Here is an 18,490-nt window from a genome sequence, read left to right on the forward strand (position 1 = left end):
GTAATTTAATTATGCTACCTTATTTATACGTGCAAACATGTTGATGCGTTTTGCAGCCGAATTATTCAACGGATCAGATATATGTTTTGTTGTTCTTGGAAGATGTTCAATTTCAAAAAAAGTTTGTTTGAAATTCGAAATTGAAGCTTGCATCGAATCTGAGGTTTGATGTTTTGCAAAAACTTGTTCTAATCCTTTATGATTTTGATAAATATTACGAAGCGATTTCATAAAAAATTTCAAATCATCACTATTAAACGTTCTATGTACGAAACCATCTAAATCTTCTAAATCATTTTCAGAGAAATTCATCACAAAATCATAAGGCGAATTCCCCATCAACTGCATCATTTTATCTGCATTATTGATAATCATCTTTCGATTTCCCCATGCAATTGTCGCAGCCAAAAATCCTGCAATTTCGATATCTTCTTTCACAGAAAATCTGTGTGGAATCTGAACTGGATCAGAATCGATAAAGTCTAATGTATTATATTGAAGAACTTTTTCGTCCAGAAAGCTTTTCAACTCTTGTTGATTCATTATAGTTCTGTTTGAAATAGACCATCAGCCATCACCAATTTACGATCACACATATTGGCTAACTCTTCATTATGTGTAACAATAACAAAAGTTTGTCCAAATTCATCTCTTAATTTAAAAAATAATTCGTGTAATTCTTCGGCATTCTTAGAATCTAAATTACCTGAAGGTTCATCTGCAAAAACGATTTTTGGTTGATTGATTAACGCTCTTGCAACTGCTACACGTTGTTGTTCTCCACCAGAAAGTTGATTGGGTTTGTGCGTCAATCTGTGCGAAAGTCCCAAATAAGACATTAATTCTTTTGCTCGCGTTTCTGCTTCAGCTTTTTTAGTTTTGCGAATAAAAGCAGGTATACAAATATTCTCTATTGCATTAAACTCTGGTAACAATTGATGAAACTGAAAAATAAACCCGATATTTTCGTTACGAAATTTAGATAAATCTCGGTCATTCAATTTCGTTATATCCTGTCCTGCAATTGTAATTTGAGTATTGTATTTTTTTGGTTCAGAACTTTTTTCTAATGTTCCTAAAATCTGAAGTAAAGTCGTTTTTCCTGCACCAGAAGCACCAACTATCGAAACAATTTCTTTTTCGGCAATTGACAAAGAAACATTTTTCAATACTTCTAGCTCTCCAAATTTTTTGACAATATTATCTGCTTTTATCATAAGGTAAAGATATAAATTAAGTACTAAGTCTTAAGTTATAAGTTGTAAGTTTTTTTTGGAGAGTTATCTAATTAGTATTATTTTTAAAATTACAGCATCATCTCAATTACTAGATTAGTTTTTAGTGTACATGGTACGATTTAAAAATTATATAACAATTGTTTTGCATTTCTAAATCATAAATTATCGTATATTAGATGCTCCATATAAATAATAATTTTCACCTTTTTTACAGAAGCTGATAAAATTAATATGGCAAAATTTAGAATACATCAACAATATTTTTATTTTTGTAATTGAAAAATCAAAAAAAATGAATCTTCACGAATATCAAGGAAAAGAAATTCTTAGTAAATATGGTGTGAAAGTGCAACGAGGAATCGTAGCAAGTACACCAGAAGAAGCTGTAGAAGCTGCTAAACAATTAACTGAACAAACTGGTACAGGTTGGCATGTAGTAAAAGCACAAGTACACGCAGGTGGTCGTGGAAAAGGTGGTGGAGTAAAACTTGCTAAAAACTTAGACGAAGTTAAAGAGAAGGCAAACGAAATCATCGGAATGCAATTAGTAACGCCTCAGACTTCTGCTGAAGGTAAAAAAGTTCATCAAGTTTTAATTGCTGAGGATGTTTATTATCCTGGTGAGTCTGAAACTGAAGAATACTATGTTTCTGTATTGTTAGATCGTGCGACTGGTAAAAACATGATTATGTATTCTACTGAAGGTGGAATGGATATTGAGGAAGTTGCTGAATCTACTCCAGACAAAATCTTTACAGAGGAAATTGATCCAGCTGTAGGAATCCAAGGTTTCCAAGCACGTAAAGTTGCTTTCAACTTAGGTTTATCAGGAAACGCTTTCAAAGATGGTGTTAAATTTATCACTGCTTTATATAATGCATACGTTGCGATTGACGCTTCTATGTTCGAAATTAACCCAGTTCTTAAAACATCTGACGATCAAATTATCGCTGTAGATGCTAAAGTATCTATCGATGATAACTCATTATTCCGTCATGCAGATATCGCTGCTTTACGTGATACAAGAGAAGAAGATCCAACAGAAGTTGAAGCTGGTGAAGCTGGATTAAACTTCGTAAAATTAGACGGTAACGTAGGATGTATGGTTAACGGAGCTGGTTTAGCAATGGCAACTATGGATATCATCAAATTATCTGGTGGTAACCCTGCAAACTTCTTAGACGTTGGTGGTACTGCTGATGCTGAGCGTGTAGAAAAAGGTTTCCGTATTATCTTAAAAGATAAAAACGTAAAAGCGATCTTAATCAATATTTTTGGTGGTATTGTACGTTGTGATCGTGTTGCTCAAGGTATCTTAGATGCTTACAACAATATGGGTGACGAAATTAATGTGCCAATTATTGTTCGTTTACAAGGAACAAATGCAGAAATCGCTAAGAAAATGATTGATGAATCAGGTTTCGCTGTTCACTCTGCTATCACATTAAAAGATGCTGCTGATAAAGTAGAAGAATTAGTAGGTTAAGATTTAACTTATTTATAATATATCAAACCTCTCAAAGGATTCTTTGAGAGGTTTTTTTGTGCATTATTATCATTCTGAACTTGTTTCAGAATCTCACAAGATGCGAAGCTGAAATAAATTCAGCTTGACTTTTATATAAACAAACTCTATCTTTATAAAAATCAACCAAATAATTAACACTATAAAAAAAACTATTTACTTAATATTTATTTGCTCTCTCATTTTTTCTTGTTCAACTTCTAAAGAATTAAGAGAAGATCGAAAATCATGGGATTACAAAAATTGGGATAACCAATTCAAAAAAAGAGCTGTATCATTATGTATCTTAAAAGGATATGAAAATAAAAAAATAGAAAATTTAATTAACGAAAATGACTATTCTTTTTATTCTCCTTTAGGAAAAGCTATTTTTGACAAAACTTTAGAACCAGTTATTAATAAAGAAATTATAAAAATTAAGCTTGATTCAATAAAGAAAGACAATACTTATCCTAACGATTTAAAATCAATCTATCAAAAAAGAAATGTTTTTGAACATTGTTTAGATTTTTATGAAAGTAAACAACTTGATAGTATTACAAGAATAGAAAAGAAGAAATGGAAAAAAATTGATAATATACTAAGTGAAGTACATAAAGTTATTCCTACATTCTAAATAAAAACCTCCGCTCAAGTTATTGAGCGGAGGTTTCTTTTTACGCATATTTAGTAAAGTCTATATATCGTCAAAATCGATATTCGTAAAAGATTCCACTTTTGTTTCATCCTTTTCTTCAACTTTATTTTTTATATCAAAATCTTTTTGATGTCTTTCCGAAATCACTTCTTGTCCTTTTTGTGCAAAAACAAAATCAGTCGTTTCGTCTAACATATCTTTAAAACTGGCAAAATCTTCTTTGTACAAATAGATTTTGTGTTTTTTGTAAAACACATTACCATCGTCTTGTGTATTCTTTTTACTTTCTGTAATTGTCAAGTAATAATCCCCAGCTCTTGTTTCGCGCACATCAAAAAAATATGTCCTGCGTCCTGCGCGTAATACTTTTGAAAAGACTCCCTCTGCATCCACCTTTTCTGGGTTTTCAAATTCGTTCATAAGTCTAAATAGAGTTTAATTGTTAAATGTTTCCTAACAAATCTAAAAAAAATTAAGAAAATAACAACATTTTAAATGATTAAATTCAATTTTTCTATAAAAACCCTAATTCGACATTATTCTAACAACTGCTTATTGTATAATTCGTAATAATAGCCATGTTTATTTAACAAATCACTATTAGAGCCATTTTCAAGCACATGACCATCTTCTAAAACCAGAATTTGATCTGCGCGTTTAGCAGAAGAAACACGATGCGTTATAATTATTGTCGTTTTACCATCAATCTCTGACGAAAGATTATTCAGAATTTGCTCTTCAGTTTCTGTATCTACAGCTGATAAACTATCATCGAAGATTAGAATTTTTGGATCATTTACTAATGCACGAGCTATAGAAACGCGTTGCTTTTGACCACCAGAAAGCGTAACTCCACGCTCGCCTACTACAGTTTCGTAACGTTCCTTAAAATTATCTATATTATCATGAACAACTGCTTTTTTCGCAAATTTTTCAGCAACACCCTCTCCTACTTCGTCCGAACCAAATAAAATATTATTCGTTAACGAATCCGAAAACAAAAAGGCTTCTTGCGGAACATAACCAATTTCGTTACGGATAGATTCGACATTTATATCATGAATATTTTTCCCATCAATCAAAATTTCGCCAGAAGTTGGCTCCAAAGAACGCGCAACTAACAAAGCAATTGTCGTTTTTCCTGAGCCAGTTTTCCCTAAAACAGCCAAAGTTTCGCCTTTATTAATTTTGAATGATACATTGTCTAATGCTTTGATACCTGTATTTTCGTACACATAACTTACATTCTTAAATTCAATCGTTCCTTCAACTTGATGATGATTCAATTGTTTTTCTTCAACATCTGTTTCAGCATTCAGAAACTCATTGATACGAAACATAGAAGCTTCGGCGCGTTGAACAACCATCGTAATCCAACCCAAAGAAGTAAATGGCCAAATTAACATATTAAGGTATAAGAAAAACTGCGCGATAGACCCAATATCCATTGTTCCTTCGATGTATTTTAATCCACCTAAATATAAAATCACCAAATTACTCACGCCAACTACAACAACCATTAAAGGTCCGAAAGCTGCCTGAATTTGAGCTAAATTAAGTGCTCGTTTTTGGTATTCGTCCGCCTCTACTTCATACTTAGCTTTGATATATTCTTCAGAATTAAACGATTTTATCACTCGGATTCCTGCAAAAGTATCTTGTACAGATGATGAAATAGTCGATTGTTGTTCTTGTACTCGTTTACTTTTCTTGTTGATATTTCGCGCTACATTATAAATTAACAACGATAAAATAGGTAATGGAGCTAATGTATAAAGTGTTAATTGCTTATCAATCTGTATCATAAAATAAGCAATAATAATAACACGTGACACTAAATCTACTGGATACATAATTCCGGGTCCAAGATACATACGCACCAAACCAACATCTTCGGTAATACGATTCATCAAATCGCCGGTCTTATGTTTTTTGTAAAACGACAACGATAATTTTTGGTATTTATCGTAAATCACGTTTTTCAAGTCAAACTCAATATATCGTGATGCTACAATAATCATTTGTCGTGTACCAACAGTTAATGCACCTCCCAAAACCTTGAAAAAGAAAAAAGCCAAACTTGCATACATCAAACCTTGCTTCAGTAAATCAAGATTATCAGTTCCTTTGTCTTTAAAATTTCTTAATAATTCTTCGACAGTATTGATCGCTTCACGAATATATGTAACGGAATAAACCTGCACCCAATTGGCACAAATTGTAAAAATGAAGCCTAATAAAATCCTCCATTTATACTTCCACAAAAATTTATTTAGTTTTTGTAATGATTTCACAAAACAAAATTACATTCTTTTTTTTACCTTTGCATCAATTTATTAGACGTTATATCATTGAAATTATGTTGGGAAGAAGACAACTACGCGAAAAAGTAATGCAGAATATCTATGCTTACAATTGTTTAGGAACTGAAGGCGAGGAAAGAATGGTCGAAAAAAATATGATGAAAAGTATTGACCAAATCTACGATTTGTACATTTATATCTTAAACTTGATAAAAGTTCAGAAAGACATTGCTGAGCACAAAATAGATCTTGCACAATCAAAAAACTTTCCGACAGAAGAAGAAAAAAATCCAAATTTAAAATTTGTTCAGAACAAAATTTTTAGAGTTTTGGAGCAAAATCTTGAGTTATCTCGTTATTCTAACGATAACAAAAATCTACTTTGGGACGTTTACGACTCTTACCCTAACAATATCTACAAAACTTTAACAGAAAGTGAATTGTACAAAACGTACATGAACAGTGGAAATAATTCTTTTGAAGAAGATAAAGAATTTATCCTAAATCTTTTTGTTGAGTTTATTGCAGAATACGAAGATTTACATGATTACTTGGAAGGAATCCAGATTACATGGGCAGATGATGTACATATTGCTAATGCAATGGTGCATACAACAATCAAATCTTTCCGTCAAAACAGTTCTCCTTTGATTTCTTTATTTAAAGTTTACAAAGATCTTGATGACAAAAAATTTACAGAAGAATTATTTCGTAAAACAATTCGTCATCAATCTGAAACAAAAAATATTGTGGAAGAAAAAGCGCAAAACTGGGAACTTGATCGTATCGCGTCAATCGATTTGATTATCTTAGAAATGGCTTTGACAGAATTTTTACATTTCCCTAATATTCCAGCGAAAGTAACAATCAACGAATATATTGAGTTAGCAAAGAATTATTCGACAGAAAAATCGCGCGTTTTTGTTAACGGAATCTTAGATAAAACTTTAAAAGAGTTAAAAGACAATAATAATTTACCAAAATACGGTAGAGGATTATTATAATCGTTAATTTTTCTTAATTTTGACTTAGTCAAATAATTATAAAGATGAAAAGTAAAATATTTATTTTAGGTGCTTTTGCATTATCATTTGTTGTAAGCTCTTGTGGAGAAAAAAAAGCAAGTGAAAATTTCACAGCTGAAGAAACTGCACAACAAGCAGAAAACGTTGTAAATCCTGCAACTGCCCCTGTATTAACACTTGCAGAAGCAAGCCATGATTTTGGAGATGTACAAGCAAATAATAAAGTTGAAGCTTATATCAAATTTAAAAACGATGGTAAATCGCCATTAGTTATTCGTGATGCATCAGCTACTTGTGGTTGTACAGTACCAGAATTCCCTTCTACTCCAATTCCTGTTGGTGGTACAGATTCTATCAAAGTACAATATACAGCTGGAAACATGAACGGAAAGCAACAAAAAACAGTAACATTAGTTACAAACACAGTTAATGGTCACGAAAGATTTGACATTACTGCAAATGTAACTGGAGCTACAGCAAACGAGCAAAATGCACAACAAGCATTTGGTAAATAATTTTATAAAATAGATAAACTATAAAAATGATTCAAACAATCTTTTTACAAGCAGGTGGTGCTCAAGGAGGTGGAATGTCAATGATATTGATGTTTGGTGGTATGTTTGTTATAATGTATTTCTTTATGATTCGCCCACAACAAAAGAAAGCGAAACAAGAAAAACAATTTCAGACAGATACTAAACGTGGAGATATGGTTGTGACAACTTCTGGTATTCACGGTAAAATTAATGAAATCAACGAAGATACAATCGTAATTGAAACTTCTGCGGGTAAAATTAAATTTGAAAAAGCTGCAATCTCAAGAGAATTAACAGCTGCACGCTACGGAAAAACTACTGAAAAAGTAGAGAAAGTTGAAAAAACAGAGAAAGCCGTAGAAGACAAAAACTAAAATTAAGGTTAACATATATTTAACTGATTGCCGAAGAAAATATTCTTCGGCATTTTTTTAACTTCAACCTATGAAAAACAATCACCCTTTTGTAGCAGGAATAACTGGCGGAATAGGATCAGGAAAAACTTCTGCAGCCAAGTTTTTTGAAGATTTAGGCGTACCTGTTTACAATTCGGATACACGTGCAAAAAATATTCAGAACGAAGATCAAGAAGTTAAAGAAAAAATCATTAAAGCTTTTGGTGATGAAGCTTATAATGAAGCTGGAATGAATAGACCATTTATTGCAAAACAAGTTTTTCAGAATCAAGAAAAATTAAATTTGCTAAATTCTATCGTTCATCCAGCTGTTTTTAATGATTTTGAAAAGTGGAAACAGCAACAAACAAGTAACATTGTCATGAAAGAAGCTGCCATTTTAATAGAAAGTGGAAGTTATAAAGATTGTAATGTTGTAATAAGTGTTTTGGTTGATTTGGAAAAACGCATTGAAAGAACAATGGCAAGAGATGGCTTTACAAGAGAAGAAGTTCTAGCTAGAATTGCCAAACAAATTTCTGATGAAGAACGTATTGCTAAATCAGATTTTATCATAGATAATAATGGCGATTTAGATCATCTTAAAAAAGAAGTTGAACAAACTTTAATTAAGATCAAGAAATTAATTTAAGACAAAAAATAATCCAACATAAATGAAAAAAGGATTTTATAAAATATTAATCGTCATCATGAGTATTGCGCTCATTGGCTTAATTATTATTCAGTTTTATTGGTTAAACTTGACTATAAAAACAGGTGAAGAAACATTTAACAACAATGTTTATCAAGCCATGAATAATACGACAGAAAAGGTTAATAAAAACGAATTAGAAAAGTATTACAAAAAATTTAGTACGCTAAAATCTAATTTAAAATCAAATAAAGATAAGAATCAAGTTGTAACAAACCAAGTCGTTCGCGACTCTATGGGGGTTACTTACGCTTATATAACTCGTTATGTTGTAGAAAAATCAATGTCTCCCGTTTCAGGAAAATACAATGATAGCTTGACGAATGCCAATATTTATTCGCAAGAAAAAGTATTCAAGATCAAGAAAGATTCAGCTTTTAAAGGTATTCCAGAACTTAACTTCGATTTCGAAAAATCATTACAAGACGGAACATATACGTTAGAAAGTGCAGCTAGATGGGATGCTGGTACAACACCAATTGATAAACGCGTTAGTATAAAAATGTTGGATTCTATATTCAAAAGTGAATTAAGAAATCGCGGTATTAATCAAGCAGAGCCTGTTTTAGCAATTCTAAAAAAAGATTCGGCTGTAACCAATGTAAAATCAGAAGATTTTGATCCAAATAAAATGGATTTTGTCGTTCCTCTTTTTTTAGATAGAAACGATCACGCACAATATTATTTAGCCGCAAATTTTAAAAACAGAAAATTAGCCATCATTGCACCAACAGTTCCTGTAATTTCTTTGACATTTATTTTGACAATGATAATAATTACCGTATTTTCATTGTCAATATACTATATGCAGATTCAGCGTAAAAGTTCTGAGATCAAAACAGATTTCATTAACAATATGACGCATGAGTTTAAAACACCGATTGCGACTATTAATATTGCTTCGGATGCATTACGAAACGAAAAAATATACACAGATCCTGAAAAGGTAAAATATTATGCAGATTTAATCAAGCAAGAAAACAAACGAATGAATGCCCATGTAGAAATGGTGTTGAGAATGTCGAAGCTTGATCGAAATCAAATGGATATGAATTTTCAGGAAGTCAACTTAAATGGTGTTGTACAAAAAAGTGTTGAGCCGATAAGATTTATTGTCGAAGAAAGAAATGGTACAATATTTGAAGAATACAACGCAGAACAATCATTTGTAAAAGGGGATCCTTTTCATTTAGAGAATATCGTTATTAATGTATTGGATAATGCTCGAAAATACTCGCCAAATGTGCCAGATATTAGAGTAAAAACTTATAACAAGGACCAAAACTTTATGATCGAAATTTCGGATAAAGGAATGGGAATGTCTCCAAATGTTCTGAAAAAAATATTTGAACAATTTTATAGAGAAGAAACGGGAAATATACATAATGTAAAAGGTCACGGACTTGGATTAGCTTATGTAAAGAAAATTGTTCAGCTGCATGGCGGACAAGTTTGGGCAGAAAGCACACCAGGAAAAGGAAGTACTTTTTTCATTAAAATTCCTTTAAAATCATAGATCAATGAGTGATAAACAAAGATTACTTTTAGTAGAGGACGATCCAAGCTTTGGAAGTGTTTTGAAAGATTATTTAGTCATTAATGACTTTGACGTAACTCACGCAATAGACGGTGAAGACGGACTTACAAAATTCAAAGAAAGTGATTATGATTTATGTATCTTAGACGTAATGATGCCTAAAAAGGACGGATTTACATTAGGTAAAGAAATCAAAGAGTTAAAAAGTGAGCAACCTATCATCTTTTTAACAGCAAAAAATATGCGCGAAGATGTATTAAACGGTTACAAAATTGGAGCTGATGATTATGTCTTAAAACCATTTGATTCTGAAGTTTTATTGTACAAAATAAAAGCTGTTTTACAACGTAATTCTGGCGAAGAAGAAAAATTTGAACAAGAAGATTTCAAAATTGGTAAATTTACTTTCAATGCTAAATTGAGACAATTAATTTACGATGGTAAATCGCAGAAACTTTCGCCAAAAGAAAACGAATTATTACGTTTGTTGGCAGTTTACAAAAACGATTTAATGCCTCGTGAAATTGCATTAACACGTATTTGGCATGATGATAATTACTTTACATCGCGCTCTATGGACGTGTATATTGCAAAATTGCGTAAGTATCTGAAAAAAGATCCTGCTGTTGAAATTGTAAACATCCACGGAGAAGGATTCCGTTTATTGGTACAAGAATAGAAGTATTACATTCTTTTAAATATAAAAAAAACCTCAACTTATGTTGAGGTTTTTTGTTTGTATATTTTTCTAATAAAATTATTTAGTGGCTCTTCTAAATAAGTATACATCAAAATAGAAATAATATTTAATATAATAAAAAGTAATAATTTATTTGAAGTCAAATAATCATTTATAAAAATTGGAATAAATCCTTTATGAATTAGATAAAATATATAAGAACTTTTTCCTAAAAGAACCATGTATTTTGAAGACAGAAATTTTTGGATAATAGTTTGTTCATTAATTAATCCCCATAACAAAGGAAGTATACCAAACAATGACAATCCAATCAATTCAATACTTCTGGCAATATCCGATTTAAAATTAATATAAGGTTTAAGAAATTGGATAAAAGACACATAGATGACTAGCATTAATAATCCAAAATAAGTTACCCACTTGTACTTAAATTCTAATGATTTATTTTTGATAAATATTGCTAAAAAAATACCTGCAAAAAATTCAAAAATAAATACGTAAATATTAGATTGTAAAAAGCCCCATGTATTACTTTCAAAATTAAAGATAGTTTTAAGAGACATTCCAAAAAGTAGAACAATAAAAGGTAATATGAACAACCATTTTTTAGATTTCTTGATTAATAAAAAATAAAAGGGTGCAGTAAAATAAAATAATTCTTCGAGCGTTAATGTCCATCCTTGCGGAACTCCACTTAAAAAATACTTTGTAAAAAGTGCTTTTAACATTGTAATAGACAAAACAAATTCAGTTGTAGTATCAATATTCCACTCAAGAGCTTTAATATAACCAACTAAAAACACCAATATCGTCATCAAAAAATACATAGGATAAATCCGAGCAAATCTATTTACCATATATTGTTTAAAATCAATTTTTACTTGATCAAAATATCGATAAGTGATTAGAAAACCACTAAGAACAAAAAATAAATCAACTCCAAAATGAAACTCTCCTACAATGTTTTTTATAAAAATTGGAAATTTAGAATTATTAAAAGGAAAAAAATGGTAAATAAAGATAATCCAAGCTGCTATTGCTCGATAACCTGTCAATGCAGGAAAAAATAATTTATTGTTTTTCATAATTTTATTCCACTTCCGCTCCTAAATTTTTGTATTGTTGGCGAAATTTTTCAGCCCATTTAAACCATTCATCATATTGTGCATCAGGATGATTTTCTTTATCTAAAAAAAACTTAATATAATCATCTGAAAAATCTTTTGGATAATTTTCCATAGAATCAAATGCACCATACAACCAAGCTTCATTTAATATAAAATTCATTCTATTCACATCAAAATGATTTCCGTATTCGTGATAAGAACCAGTTGCAGATGATTTAAATGTAGTTTTCAGAACTTCTAGAGTAGTTCTTGCAAAAACAGCTTTTTTATTTTGATGATACCAAGCTGCTGCATTTCGTAACTGTTGTTTTTCGTCTACTTTCCCTTTTGCATCCTCCCAAATAGAAATCCAGTAGTCTTTTTGATACAATCCCATCATAATAGAATTTAAAGTCCAATATTTATGTTTAGTTTGATTATCAACAATTCCTAATTTGTACAAAATTGTGAAGAATTTATATTTATTATATATAAATAAATTCATCACAAATTTGTTAGAAGTAAATAACGATTTCGGAATTACAGAATTTATTTGATCACTTAATTCTGAAACATTACAGAATTTATCGTCAGAAAAATTACCTAACCAACCTAATTTTAATAATGGAATCGAGAAGGATTTCATCTCATTTACAATCTCATCAATATTAATCGGTTTTGTAAACCAAACATCATCTTCTATTACCAAAACGTAATCTGACGAAGATTTAACTTCACTAAACCATAATTCGGTTGGAATCTTAAATCCGTCTATTTTATTACCCTTCAAAATATTATCTTCAATAGCTTTTATTTTTTCTTGATATTGACTCGAAGTAATAATTTTAGCATTTGGAAATTTTGATTTAATAACTTCTAAATATTTTTTGGGAGTACCATCATCCAGAACTTTTATCTCAAAATTTCCTTTAACACATGTATAAATTGAATGTAAACAACGTTCCAAATAATAAGGACGATTGAAAGATTTGATAATTATTGAGGTCATGATAGTTTTCGAATAATTTTTTTAAAAAAAGTATTTTCATTTTTAAAAATGAATTGAGGCAAATTTTCGATAGAATTAACATCTTTCCCGTAAAGTTTGGTGATTTTTCTTCTGCTACAAGTGTCTAATAGCACTTTATGCCAATCCTCTTTTTGTTGTTTAGATTTACTTTTATTTTGAGAAATTCCATTTTCATGAATTCTGTAATAATATTGAAATGAATTAATAAAATGAAAACTTCCTAATTCATATAATTTCAAATATAAATCTTGATCTTCTGAAATAATTAAACTTGCATTAATTCCTTCAGTTTTATTATAAACTTCTTTTTTGAAAGTGAAAAAATGCGCTACCTCAAAATTTACATTAAAAAAAGTTTTTAAACCATTCTTTATTTTTTTTGAAAATTTAAAATCTCCTATTTCATTAGAATCTTTATCAATTAATTTAATTTTAGAATATGTCGCAATACATTTTGTTTCTAATTGATAAGCAGCAACAACTTCTTCTAAAGCAGTTGAAGAAAGCAAATCATCAGGATCTAAAAAGCCACAAATCTCTCCAGAAGCTTCTTCTATACATCTTCGCTTTGTAAATCCGACTTTCTTATTCTCTGTATTTCGAAATAATTTAATTCTTAAATCAGATTGCGATAAGTTTACTAATTTTTGAAATGAATCATCTGTAGAACAATCATCTACTATAATAATTTCATGATCTTGATACGTCTGATTCTTTATAGACGTATAACATTCTTGGAAAAATTCCCAATTGTTATAATGCGCTATGAGTATAGAAAATAACATATTAGATTGATTTTAGAATTTGTTCTTGTTTATTGATAATAATAGAATTTGAAGGTATATCTTTATGTATAACACATCCTGCTCCAATAATTACATTATCTCCAATAGTTACACCTTTCAGTACAACAACATTACTCCCTAACCAACAATTTTTACCAATACTTATTGGTCCAGTTGTAAAATCTTGATGAAAAACTTGATCATTCCTATATTTATGATTATGGTCGTATAGTTTAACATTTTCACCAAATAATGTATTTTCGCCGATATCTATAGACTCTAAACAATTAATGGAGCAATAATTATTTAAGAAAACTTTATTACCAATACTAATTGTAGCATTTTTACCTAAGACAAAATTAAAATTATTTCTAATCTCTACATTTTCTTTTATAATACCTTTTGAACTTGGATGAATTATAAAAGTTGTAAAATTTCCTAATCTTAAACTTTTATCAAATGAAATATTACTATTAGATAAAAATCTAATTTTATTTAATTTCAACTGAATTTTGTAAATTAAATGAGCTATAAAATTATACATAATAGTTTTAAGTTTGCTTTACAAATATAATAAGTTGTATTTTAACACTTAATAATTAATATATATTATTAAATTTGTTTTACAAAATAAACTATCCAAATCTAAAAGTTTGATTTCAAATCCCCCTCTAATTAGCATAAATATTCCTGTTTTTAAGTGTGAAGATTATATCTATAGATGTTTAGAATCTGTTATTAATCAAACTTATCAAAACATCGAAATAATTTTAGTAAACGATTGTACTCTTGACAATAGTATCGCAATTATTGAAGATTTTATTCAAAAACATAAAGATTTCGACATTAAACTAATCCATCACAAAGAAAATGGAGGTTTATCTGTTGTTCGAAACACGGGAATTGAAAATTCGAAAGGAGAATATATTTATTTTTTAGACAGTGATGACGATATCACAAATGATTGTATAGAAAAATTAGTAGAAAATGTTTTAGAAAATAAAACAGAAATGGTAATTGCTCAAAATCGTTGGATTAATACTTTTGATGGTTCAACAAAAGATTTTGGCTTTGCTACAGATTTTTCAAATCTTATTTACTCTGATAATCTTTCAATTTTCAAAGCATATTGTCAAGGTTCTTTTCCTGTTTCGTCTTGGAATAAATTAGTCAAACTTAGCTTTATTAAAGAAAATGAAATTTATTTCGTACCAGGGTTATATGCGCAAGATGAATTGTGGATGTTTCATGTTATGGAAAAAATCGGTTCCCTTTCTATCTTAAAAGACATAACATACAATTATTATTTGCATGCTAATTCCGTAGTATTTAATCGCACAAAAAAGAATTCAGAAAATCATCAAACTATCTTGGAATGGATTACAAAATCCTATCATCAAACAGAAAGTGATGCAAGAAAAAAACTAATAAGAGGTTGGATTGTAGATTACAAAAAGACTATTTTGCAAATGCAATGGAAGGTTTTGAAAGACAAAGAGTATTTCGTAACTAATTATAAACGTATGAAAAAAGCACCATCTCTCAGTTTGGCAGATTACTTTTCGAATGAGTTTACAAAAAAACAAAAAAAGGAAAATTTATTATTAAATCTTCCTCCTGCAATTGGTTTTAGAATTTTTAAGAAACGTTATGAAGGATAATATTTATTGATAATATTTTCTAAGTAATTCTCCTTATTGGTTAATTCAAAGTCATAATCTAATTCATGAATATCAATTGAATAATGTTCTCCTTTATTCTCTATTATTTTCCTAGCAGTTTTAGAATAGTTTTTTTCTAACGCTTCAATTATTTCAGGAATATTGAAATTCTCAACATAAGCAACATTCACGATTTTATTCCAATCTTTAGACTCTATATATTTCAGCGTAATATTTTTCACATCCTCCACATCAATCAAATTACGTGTGGCGTGTTGATGAATATTTAGCTCTTGTTTATTTATGATTTGTCTTGACAAATAATTCATGAGCAAATTTGGATTACCTCCTTTACCTACTGCATTACTTACTCTCAAAATAAGATAATATTTAGCTTTTTGTTTAATTAACTCTTCAATGTGTAATTTATGGAGTACATACGGTGAATTATATTTCGATGAATCATAAATAGAGCATGTACTGAAATAAACAAACAATTGCTCTGGATTATTTATTAATGTTTGCTCAACCAAATTTTGTTCACGAAGAAACTCTTCTATTCTTGTTTCTGAAGAGTTTGAAACGCCGGAAGCAAAAATAACAACGTCATTTTTATCAACATCTGTAAATTGCGATGCTATTAAACCTCTACCTATTATCATTATAATATTCTTTTATACTTTTATGTCCGACATGTAAAATCACTTCATTTCCAATTCCTTCATTTCCGTCACAAACACACCATTGTTTTGGTAAAATATACGGATAGACACCTGTTTGCCATGCTGTTTTCCACATTACTAATGATGCACGAGAAGGATCATTTTTCATAACATCTGCACAAGTTTTATAAAACAATTGCCCTCTTTCATCACTTTGCCACAAAGTCATCGGACTTTGATTATAAGAATGACCCATACCTAAAGAATCGTCAATTATTTCTTGTGTGTCTTTAGATATTTGCATGTCATTACGTAATAATTGTCGATCGTTATAAGGCACACAAAATCCAAATTTCTGAGTTAGATGTATCAAAGCAACTATATCTGACGAAACTATTTGCATATCACTATCTAATATACACTTAAAATCAGCTTTAGAATTTACCAAAGCCATAAATTTATAATAATCCGCAGTACGATAACCATACCTCGGGTGGCTCGCATCTCCAACAGGTGATGATACTTTTATTAACTCTACGCCATCAATCTCTAAATCAAAATCACTATAAACTGTATATTTTGCGTTGGGAAAATATCGTTTTAGTGTTTTTAAAGAAGGATCTAATCTACTTTCTTCATCAAAAGAAACTCCGCCACCATTCGTGCGATTCTCTCCAAATTCAGCAAACAAAAACTCAATAGTAATAGAATCTAAAAATTGTTGTTTTTCCTCCGAAAATTCTTCATTATTATAAACAACATCCTTCTTTGGTATATATTTTATTGCATTTGCTTTTCCTAACAAAACTGCAATGGCATCTTTTAATCTTTGCATAAAATTATTCAAAGTTAAATTCATTTTTCTTCACAATTATCCATTTCGGATTTAACTGATAAGCAATTTCTTCTTTTACTGATCTTGAATGAAAAGCTGGAGCTATTGTATTATAACCTCCATTTATTCTGTTCGAAATATATCCTCCCCAATAAGAAAAAGTAGAGTTTGAGATAATCAAATTTTGAGATAAGGAAATCCCAATTAAACACACAAAAGCATCATTATAATCATCCGAAATTATTAATTCGTCAGTATGTCTATTTAAAAAAGTTAAATGCTTTCTGCACCAATTTTGATCGTCTGAGATAACAATAATTTTATTGTATTTTTTTAATGAAAATTGAGTTGAATTATTAAAAATAAATTCTACATATTCTATTTGATTAAATCCGTACTTACTTTCATGTACAGAACCATAATAATCTCCAATTCTTAAGTTAAGAACCAAATCATCAGAGTTAAATTTTACTGACTTAGCCTTAAGAATTTCTGGTTTCACAAAAACATCTATAAAACTATTCAATTCTTCTTCATTAAAATCATCTCCAAATCTCTGATAAAAACTATAGTCCTTTTTTTTTATATCAAGCAACTTTAATTCTGATTCATTTTTAACTAATTTTCTTAACATTGGAAATTTAATTAACCATTCTTTTAAATTATCATCTTCCAAAAGGTAATAATTTTTAAAGACTGTTTTTTTATTTTCAAGATTACAATGAAGTAAATAATATAGATGATTACCTAATCGAATATTATTAGGAGCAATTAATACAACAGATTGCTTTCTAAACAATAAAAAATTAAGCGCTATTTTAATAAAATTAATACATTTTTTAATCAAAATAATTTCCTTTTAAGTTTGTTAAGCATATAATTAAAAATATAGCGCAAAGGGATTTGATCTAGAATTTGATCTATTTCAAAAATATTCTTATCATAAATGAGATGTTTAATTTGACTTTTGCCATTTTTGAGCTCTATAAATCGTTTAACAACCCCATATGAATTAATCATTTCTTTATATCCACTATTTTCTTCATGCCAACTGTCATGCCATGATCCTCCAAAGTGGTGTGTTATGTAATTGATCGGCAAATCAAGAGAAAAATATTCGGACGGAAAAACAACTAAATCATGTTTGCCAAACTGCTTTACATCCTTACTACTATCAATTCCATACTGATTTACTAATAACTCAGAAAATATTTTGGGGCAAGGTGTTAAATCTAACTGTTTTAAGGAATTATAATAATCTACAATATCTTGTGCTAATTGGTGCCCTTTCTCGACTCCCCAAAATGCTGAAAAAGGAACATACTTAGCTTCAAATGAACAAAGCGCTTTATTGTTAATAAAATCTGATAGAGGGTATTTTAACTCCATATCTGTATCGAGATAAAATCCTCCGTTATCTAATAAGACTTTGGCTCTAGCAAAATCGGATACAAATGCCCATTTTTTCTGTTCATAAGCTTCTTTTACAAAAATATTTTGTTCTACATCAAAATTATCTTCGTTCCATTCAATAATTTCAAAATCAGCTTTATTTTTCTGCCAAGAATCTAAACAATATTGTATCAAAGGAGATTTTTCTCCTCTTCCAAACCAACAATAATGAATTTTTTTTGGAATCATATTTTTATATTTTCACTTCTACAAATTATGTATAACGCAATTGTAATCTTCCCCTTGTTAGGAACATTTAAAAGTATAGTTTTTATTTAATATTATTGTATTATTATTTTGATTAATTTGAAATGTAGGAAAATCATTAGGATTTTTGACCTTACCATATTT

19 protein-coding genes and 1 pseudogene are annotated in these 18,490 nt (G+C 29.4%); 8 read left to right on the forward strand and 12 right to left on the reverse strand.

The annotated features are described in order from the left end of the window. Window positions 1–27: 27 nt before the first annotated feature. Together QHG34_RS12315 and QHG34_RS12320 are read right to left on the reverse strand one after the other, a co-directional pair. Window positions 28–543 (reverse strand): annotated as a pseudogene (locus QHG34_RS12315) (DUF2400 domain-containing protein); the annotation flags it as partial. Next, on the reverse strand, window positions 543–1,217 hold the full coding sequence (locus QHG34_RS12320; protein ID WP_282630497.1) for an ABC transporter ATP-binding protein: 675 nt from the start codon (window positions 1,215–1,217) through the stop codon (window positions 543–545). The gene QHG34_RS12320 and the pseudogene QHG34_RS12315, both read right to left, overlap by 1 nt. Before the next feature lie 313 nt (window positions 1,218–1,530). Between QHG34_RS12320 and sucC the strand changes: the two genes are divergently transcribed. Then, window positions 1,531–2,724, forward strand: a complete 1,194-nt coding sequence (gene sucC, locus QHG34_RS12325) for an ADP-forming succinate--CoA ligase subunit beta (RefSeq protein WP_282630498.1) — start codon at window positions 1,531–1,533, stop codon at window positions 2,722–2,724. 715 nt (window positions 2,725–3,439) lie between these two features. Here sucC and QHG34_RS12330 read toward each other — a convergent pair. Both QHG34_RS12330 and QHG34_RS12335 read right to left on the reverse strand, forming a co-directional pair. Beyond that, a complete protein-coding gene (locus QHG34_RS12330; RefSeq protein WP_282630499.1) occupies window positions 3,440–3,820 on the reverse strand; it encodes a PUR family DNA/RNA-binding protein in 381 nt (126 codons plus the stop codon). Between the two features lie 116 nt (window positions 3,821–3,936). Next, window positions 3,937–5,694: an ABC transporter ATP-binding protein gene (locus QHG34_RS12335; protein WP_282630500.1), complete on the reverse strand. Its 1,758-nt coding sequence runs from the start codon at window positions 5,692–5,694 to the stop codon at window positions 3,937–3,939. A 65-nt stretch (window positions 5,695–5,759) separates the two neighbouring features. On the opposite strand from QHG34_RS12335, the gene nusB reads away from it, so the two are divergent. The 6 genes from nusB (at window position 5,760) to QHG34_RS12365 (ending at window position 10,587) form a co-directional block, all read left to right on the forward strand. After that, the gene (nusB, locus tag QHG34_RS12340; RefSeq protein ID WP_282630501.1) at window positions 5,760–6,707 is read left to right on the forward strand and encodes a transcription antitermination factor NusB; all 948 of its coding nucleotides are present in this window, start codon (window positions 5,760–5,762) and stop codon (window positions 6,705–6,707) included. 44 nt (window positions 6,708–6,751) lie between these two features. Further along, entirely contained in the window at window positions 6,752–7,243 is a 492-nt protein-coding gene (locus QHG34_RS12345) for a DUF1573 domain-containing protein (RefSeq protein WP_282630502.1), read from the forward strand. Between the two features lie 26 nt (window positions 7,244–7,269). Then, the gene (yajC, locus tag QHG34_RS12350) at window positions 7,270–7,638 is read left to right on the forward strand and encodes a preprotein translocase subunit YajC (protein ID WP_282630504.1); all 369 of its coding nucleotides are present in this window, start codon (window positions 7,270–7,272) and stop codon (window positions 7,636–7,638) included. A 70-nt stretch (window positions 7,639–7,708) separates the two neighbouring features. Further along, a complete protein-coding gene (gene coaE / locus QHG34_RS12355) occupies window positions 7,709–8,311 on the forward strand; it encodes a dephospho-CoA kinase (protein WP_282630505.1) in 603 nt (200 codons plus the stop codon). Window positions 8,312–8,333: 22 nt separating this feature from the next. Beyond that, on the forward strand, window positions 8,334–9,887 hold the full coding sequence (locus tag QHG34_RS12360) for a sensor histidine kinase (RefSeq protein WP_282630507.1): 1,554 nt from the start codon (window positions 8,334–8,336) through the stop codon (window positions 9,885–9,887). A 4-nt stretch (window positions 9,888–9,891) separates the two neighbouring features. Next, window positions 9,892–10,587, forward strand: coding sequence for a response regulator transcription factor (locus QHG34_RS12365; protein ID WP_282630508.1), 696 nt, complete (start codon window positions 9,892–9,894; stop codon window positions 10,585–10,587). 38 nt (window positions 10,588–10,625) lie between these two features. Here the strand turns inward: QHG34_RS12365 and QHG34_RS12370 are convergent, their stop codons facing one another. Genes QHG34_RS12370 through QHG34_RS12385 form a run of 4 tightly spaced genes read right to left on the reverse strand, consistent with a single transcriptional unit; the run spans window position 10,626 to window position 14,073 of the window. Continuing rightward, entirely contained in the window at window positions 10,626–11,693 is a 1,068-nt protein-coding gene (locus QHG34_RS12370; protein WP_282630509.1) for an acyltransferase family protein, read from the reverse strand. A gap of 4 nt (window positions 11,694–11,697) precedes the next feature. Continuing rightward, window positions 11,698–12,723 carry a glycosyltransferase gene (locus QHG34_RS12375; protein ID WP_282630510.1) on the reverse strand — a complete coding sequence of 342 codons (1,026 nt, stop codon included), beginning with the start codon at window positions 12,721–12,723 and terminating at the stop codon, window positions 11,698–11,700. Next, window positions 12,720–13,529, reverse strand: coding sequence for a glycosyltransferase family 2 protein (locus QHG34_RS12380; protein ID WP_282630511.1), 810 nt, complete (start codon window positions 13,527–13,529; stop codon window positions 12,720–12,722). The genes QHG34_RS12375 and QHG34_RS12380 overlap by 4 nt, the downstream gene beginning before the upstream one ends. A gap of 1 nt (window position 13,530) precedes the next feature. Continuing rightward, complete coding sequence (locus QHG34_RS12385) at window positions 13,531–14,073, reverse strand: acyltransferase (RefSeq protein ID WP_282630512.1); 543 nt, start codon at window positions 14,071–14,073, stop codon at window positions 13,531–13,533. A gap of 109 nt (window positions 14,074–14,182) precedes the next feature. Here QHG34_RS12385 and QHG34_RS12390 point away from each other — a divergent pair, with 109 nt between their 5' ends. Next, window positions 14,183–15,190: a glycosyltransferase family 2 protein gene (locus tag QHG34_RS12390; protein WP_282630513.1), complete on the forward strand. Its 1,008-nt coding sequence runs from the start codon at window positions 14,183–14,185 to the stop codon at window positions 15,188–15,190. On the opposite strand, the gene QHG34_RS12395 is transcribed toward QHG34_RS12390, so the two are convergent. The 4 genes from QHG34_RS12395 to QHG34_RS12410 all read right to left on the reverse strand — a co-directional run bounded on the left by QHG34_RS12395 (window position 15,178) and on the right by QHG34_RS12410 (window position 18,328). Continuing rightward, entirely contained in the window at window positions 15,178–15,852 is a 675-nt protein-coding gene (locus QHG34_RS12395) for an NAD-dependent epimerase/dehydratase family protein (protein WP_282630514.1), read from the reverse strand. The two genes, QHG34_RS12390 and QHG34_RS12395, sit on opposite strands and share 13 nt — an antisense overlap. Further along, window positions 15,839–16,711, reverse strand: a complete 873-nt coding sequence (locus tag QHG34_RS12400; protein ID WP_282630515.1) for a hypothetical protein — start codon at window positions 16,709–16,711, stop codon at window positions 15,839–15,841. The genes QHG34_RS12395 and QHG34_RS12400 overlap by 14 nt, the downstream gene beginning before the upstream one ends. Further along, window positions 16,692–17,363 carry an alpha-1,2-fucosyltransferase gene (locus QHG34_RS12405; protein ID WP_282630516.1) on the reverse strand — a complete coding sequence of 224 codons (672 nt, stop codon included), beginning with the start codon at window positions 17,361–17,363 and terminating at the stop codon, window positions 16,692–16,694. The genes QHG34_RS12400 and QHG34_RS12405 overlap by 20 nt, the downstream gene beginning before the upstream one ends. 167 nt (window positions 17,364–17,530) lie before the next feature. Next, window positions 17,531–18,328, reverse strand: a complete 798-nt coding sequence (locus tag QHG34_RS12410; RefSeq protein WP_282630517.1) for a glycosyltransferase family 32 protein — start codon at window positions 18,326–18,328, stop codon at window positions 17,531–17,533. Window positions 18,329–18,490: the final 162 nt, after the last annotated feature.

The organism is Empedobacter sedimenti, assembly GCF_030005555.1.
GTDB classification, from domain to species: Bacteria; Bacteroidota; Bacteroidia; order Flavobacteriales; family Weeksellaceae; genus Empedobacter; species Empedobacter sedimenti.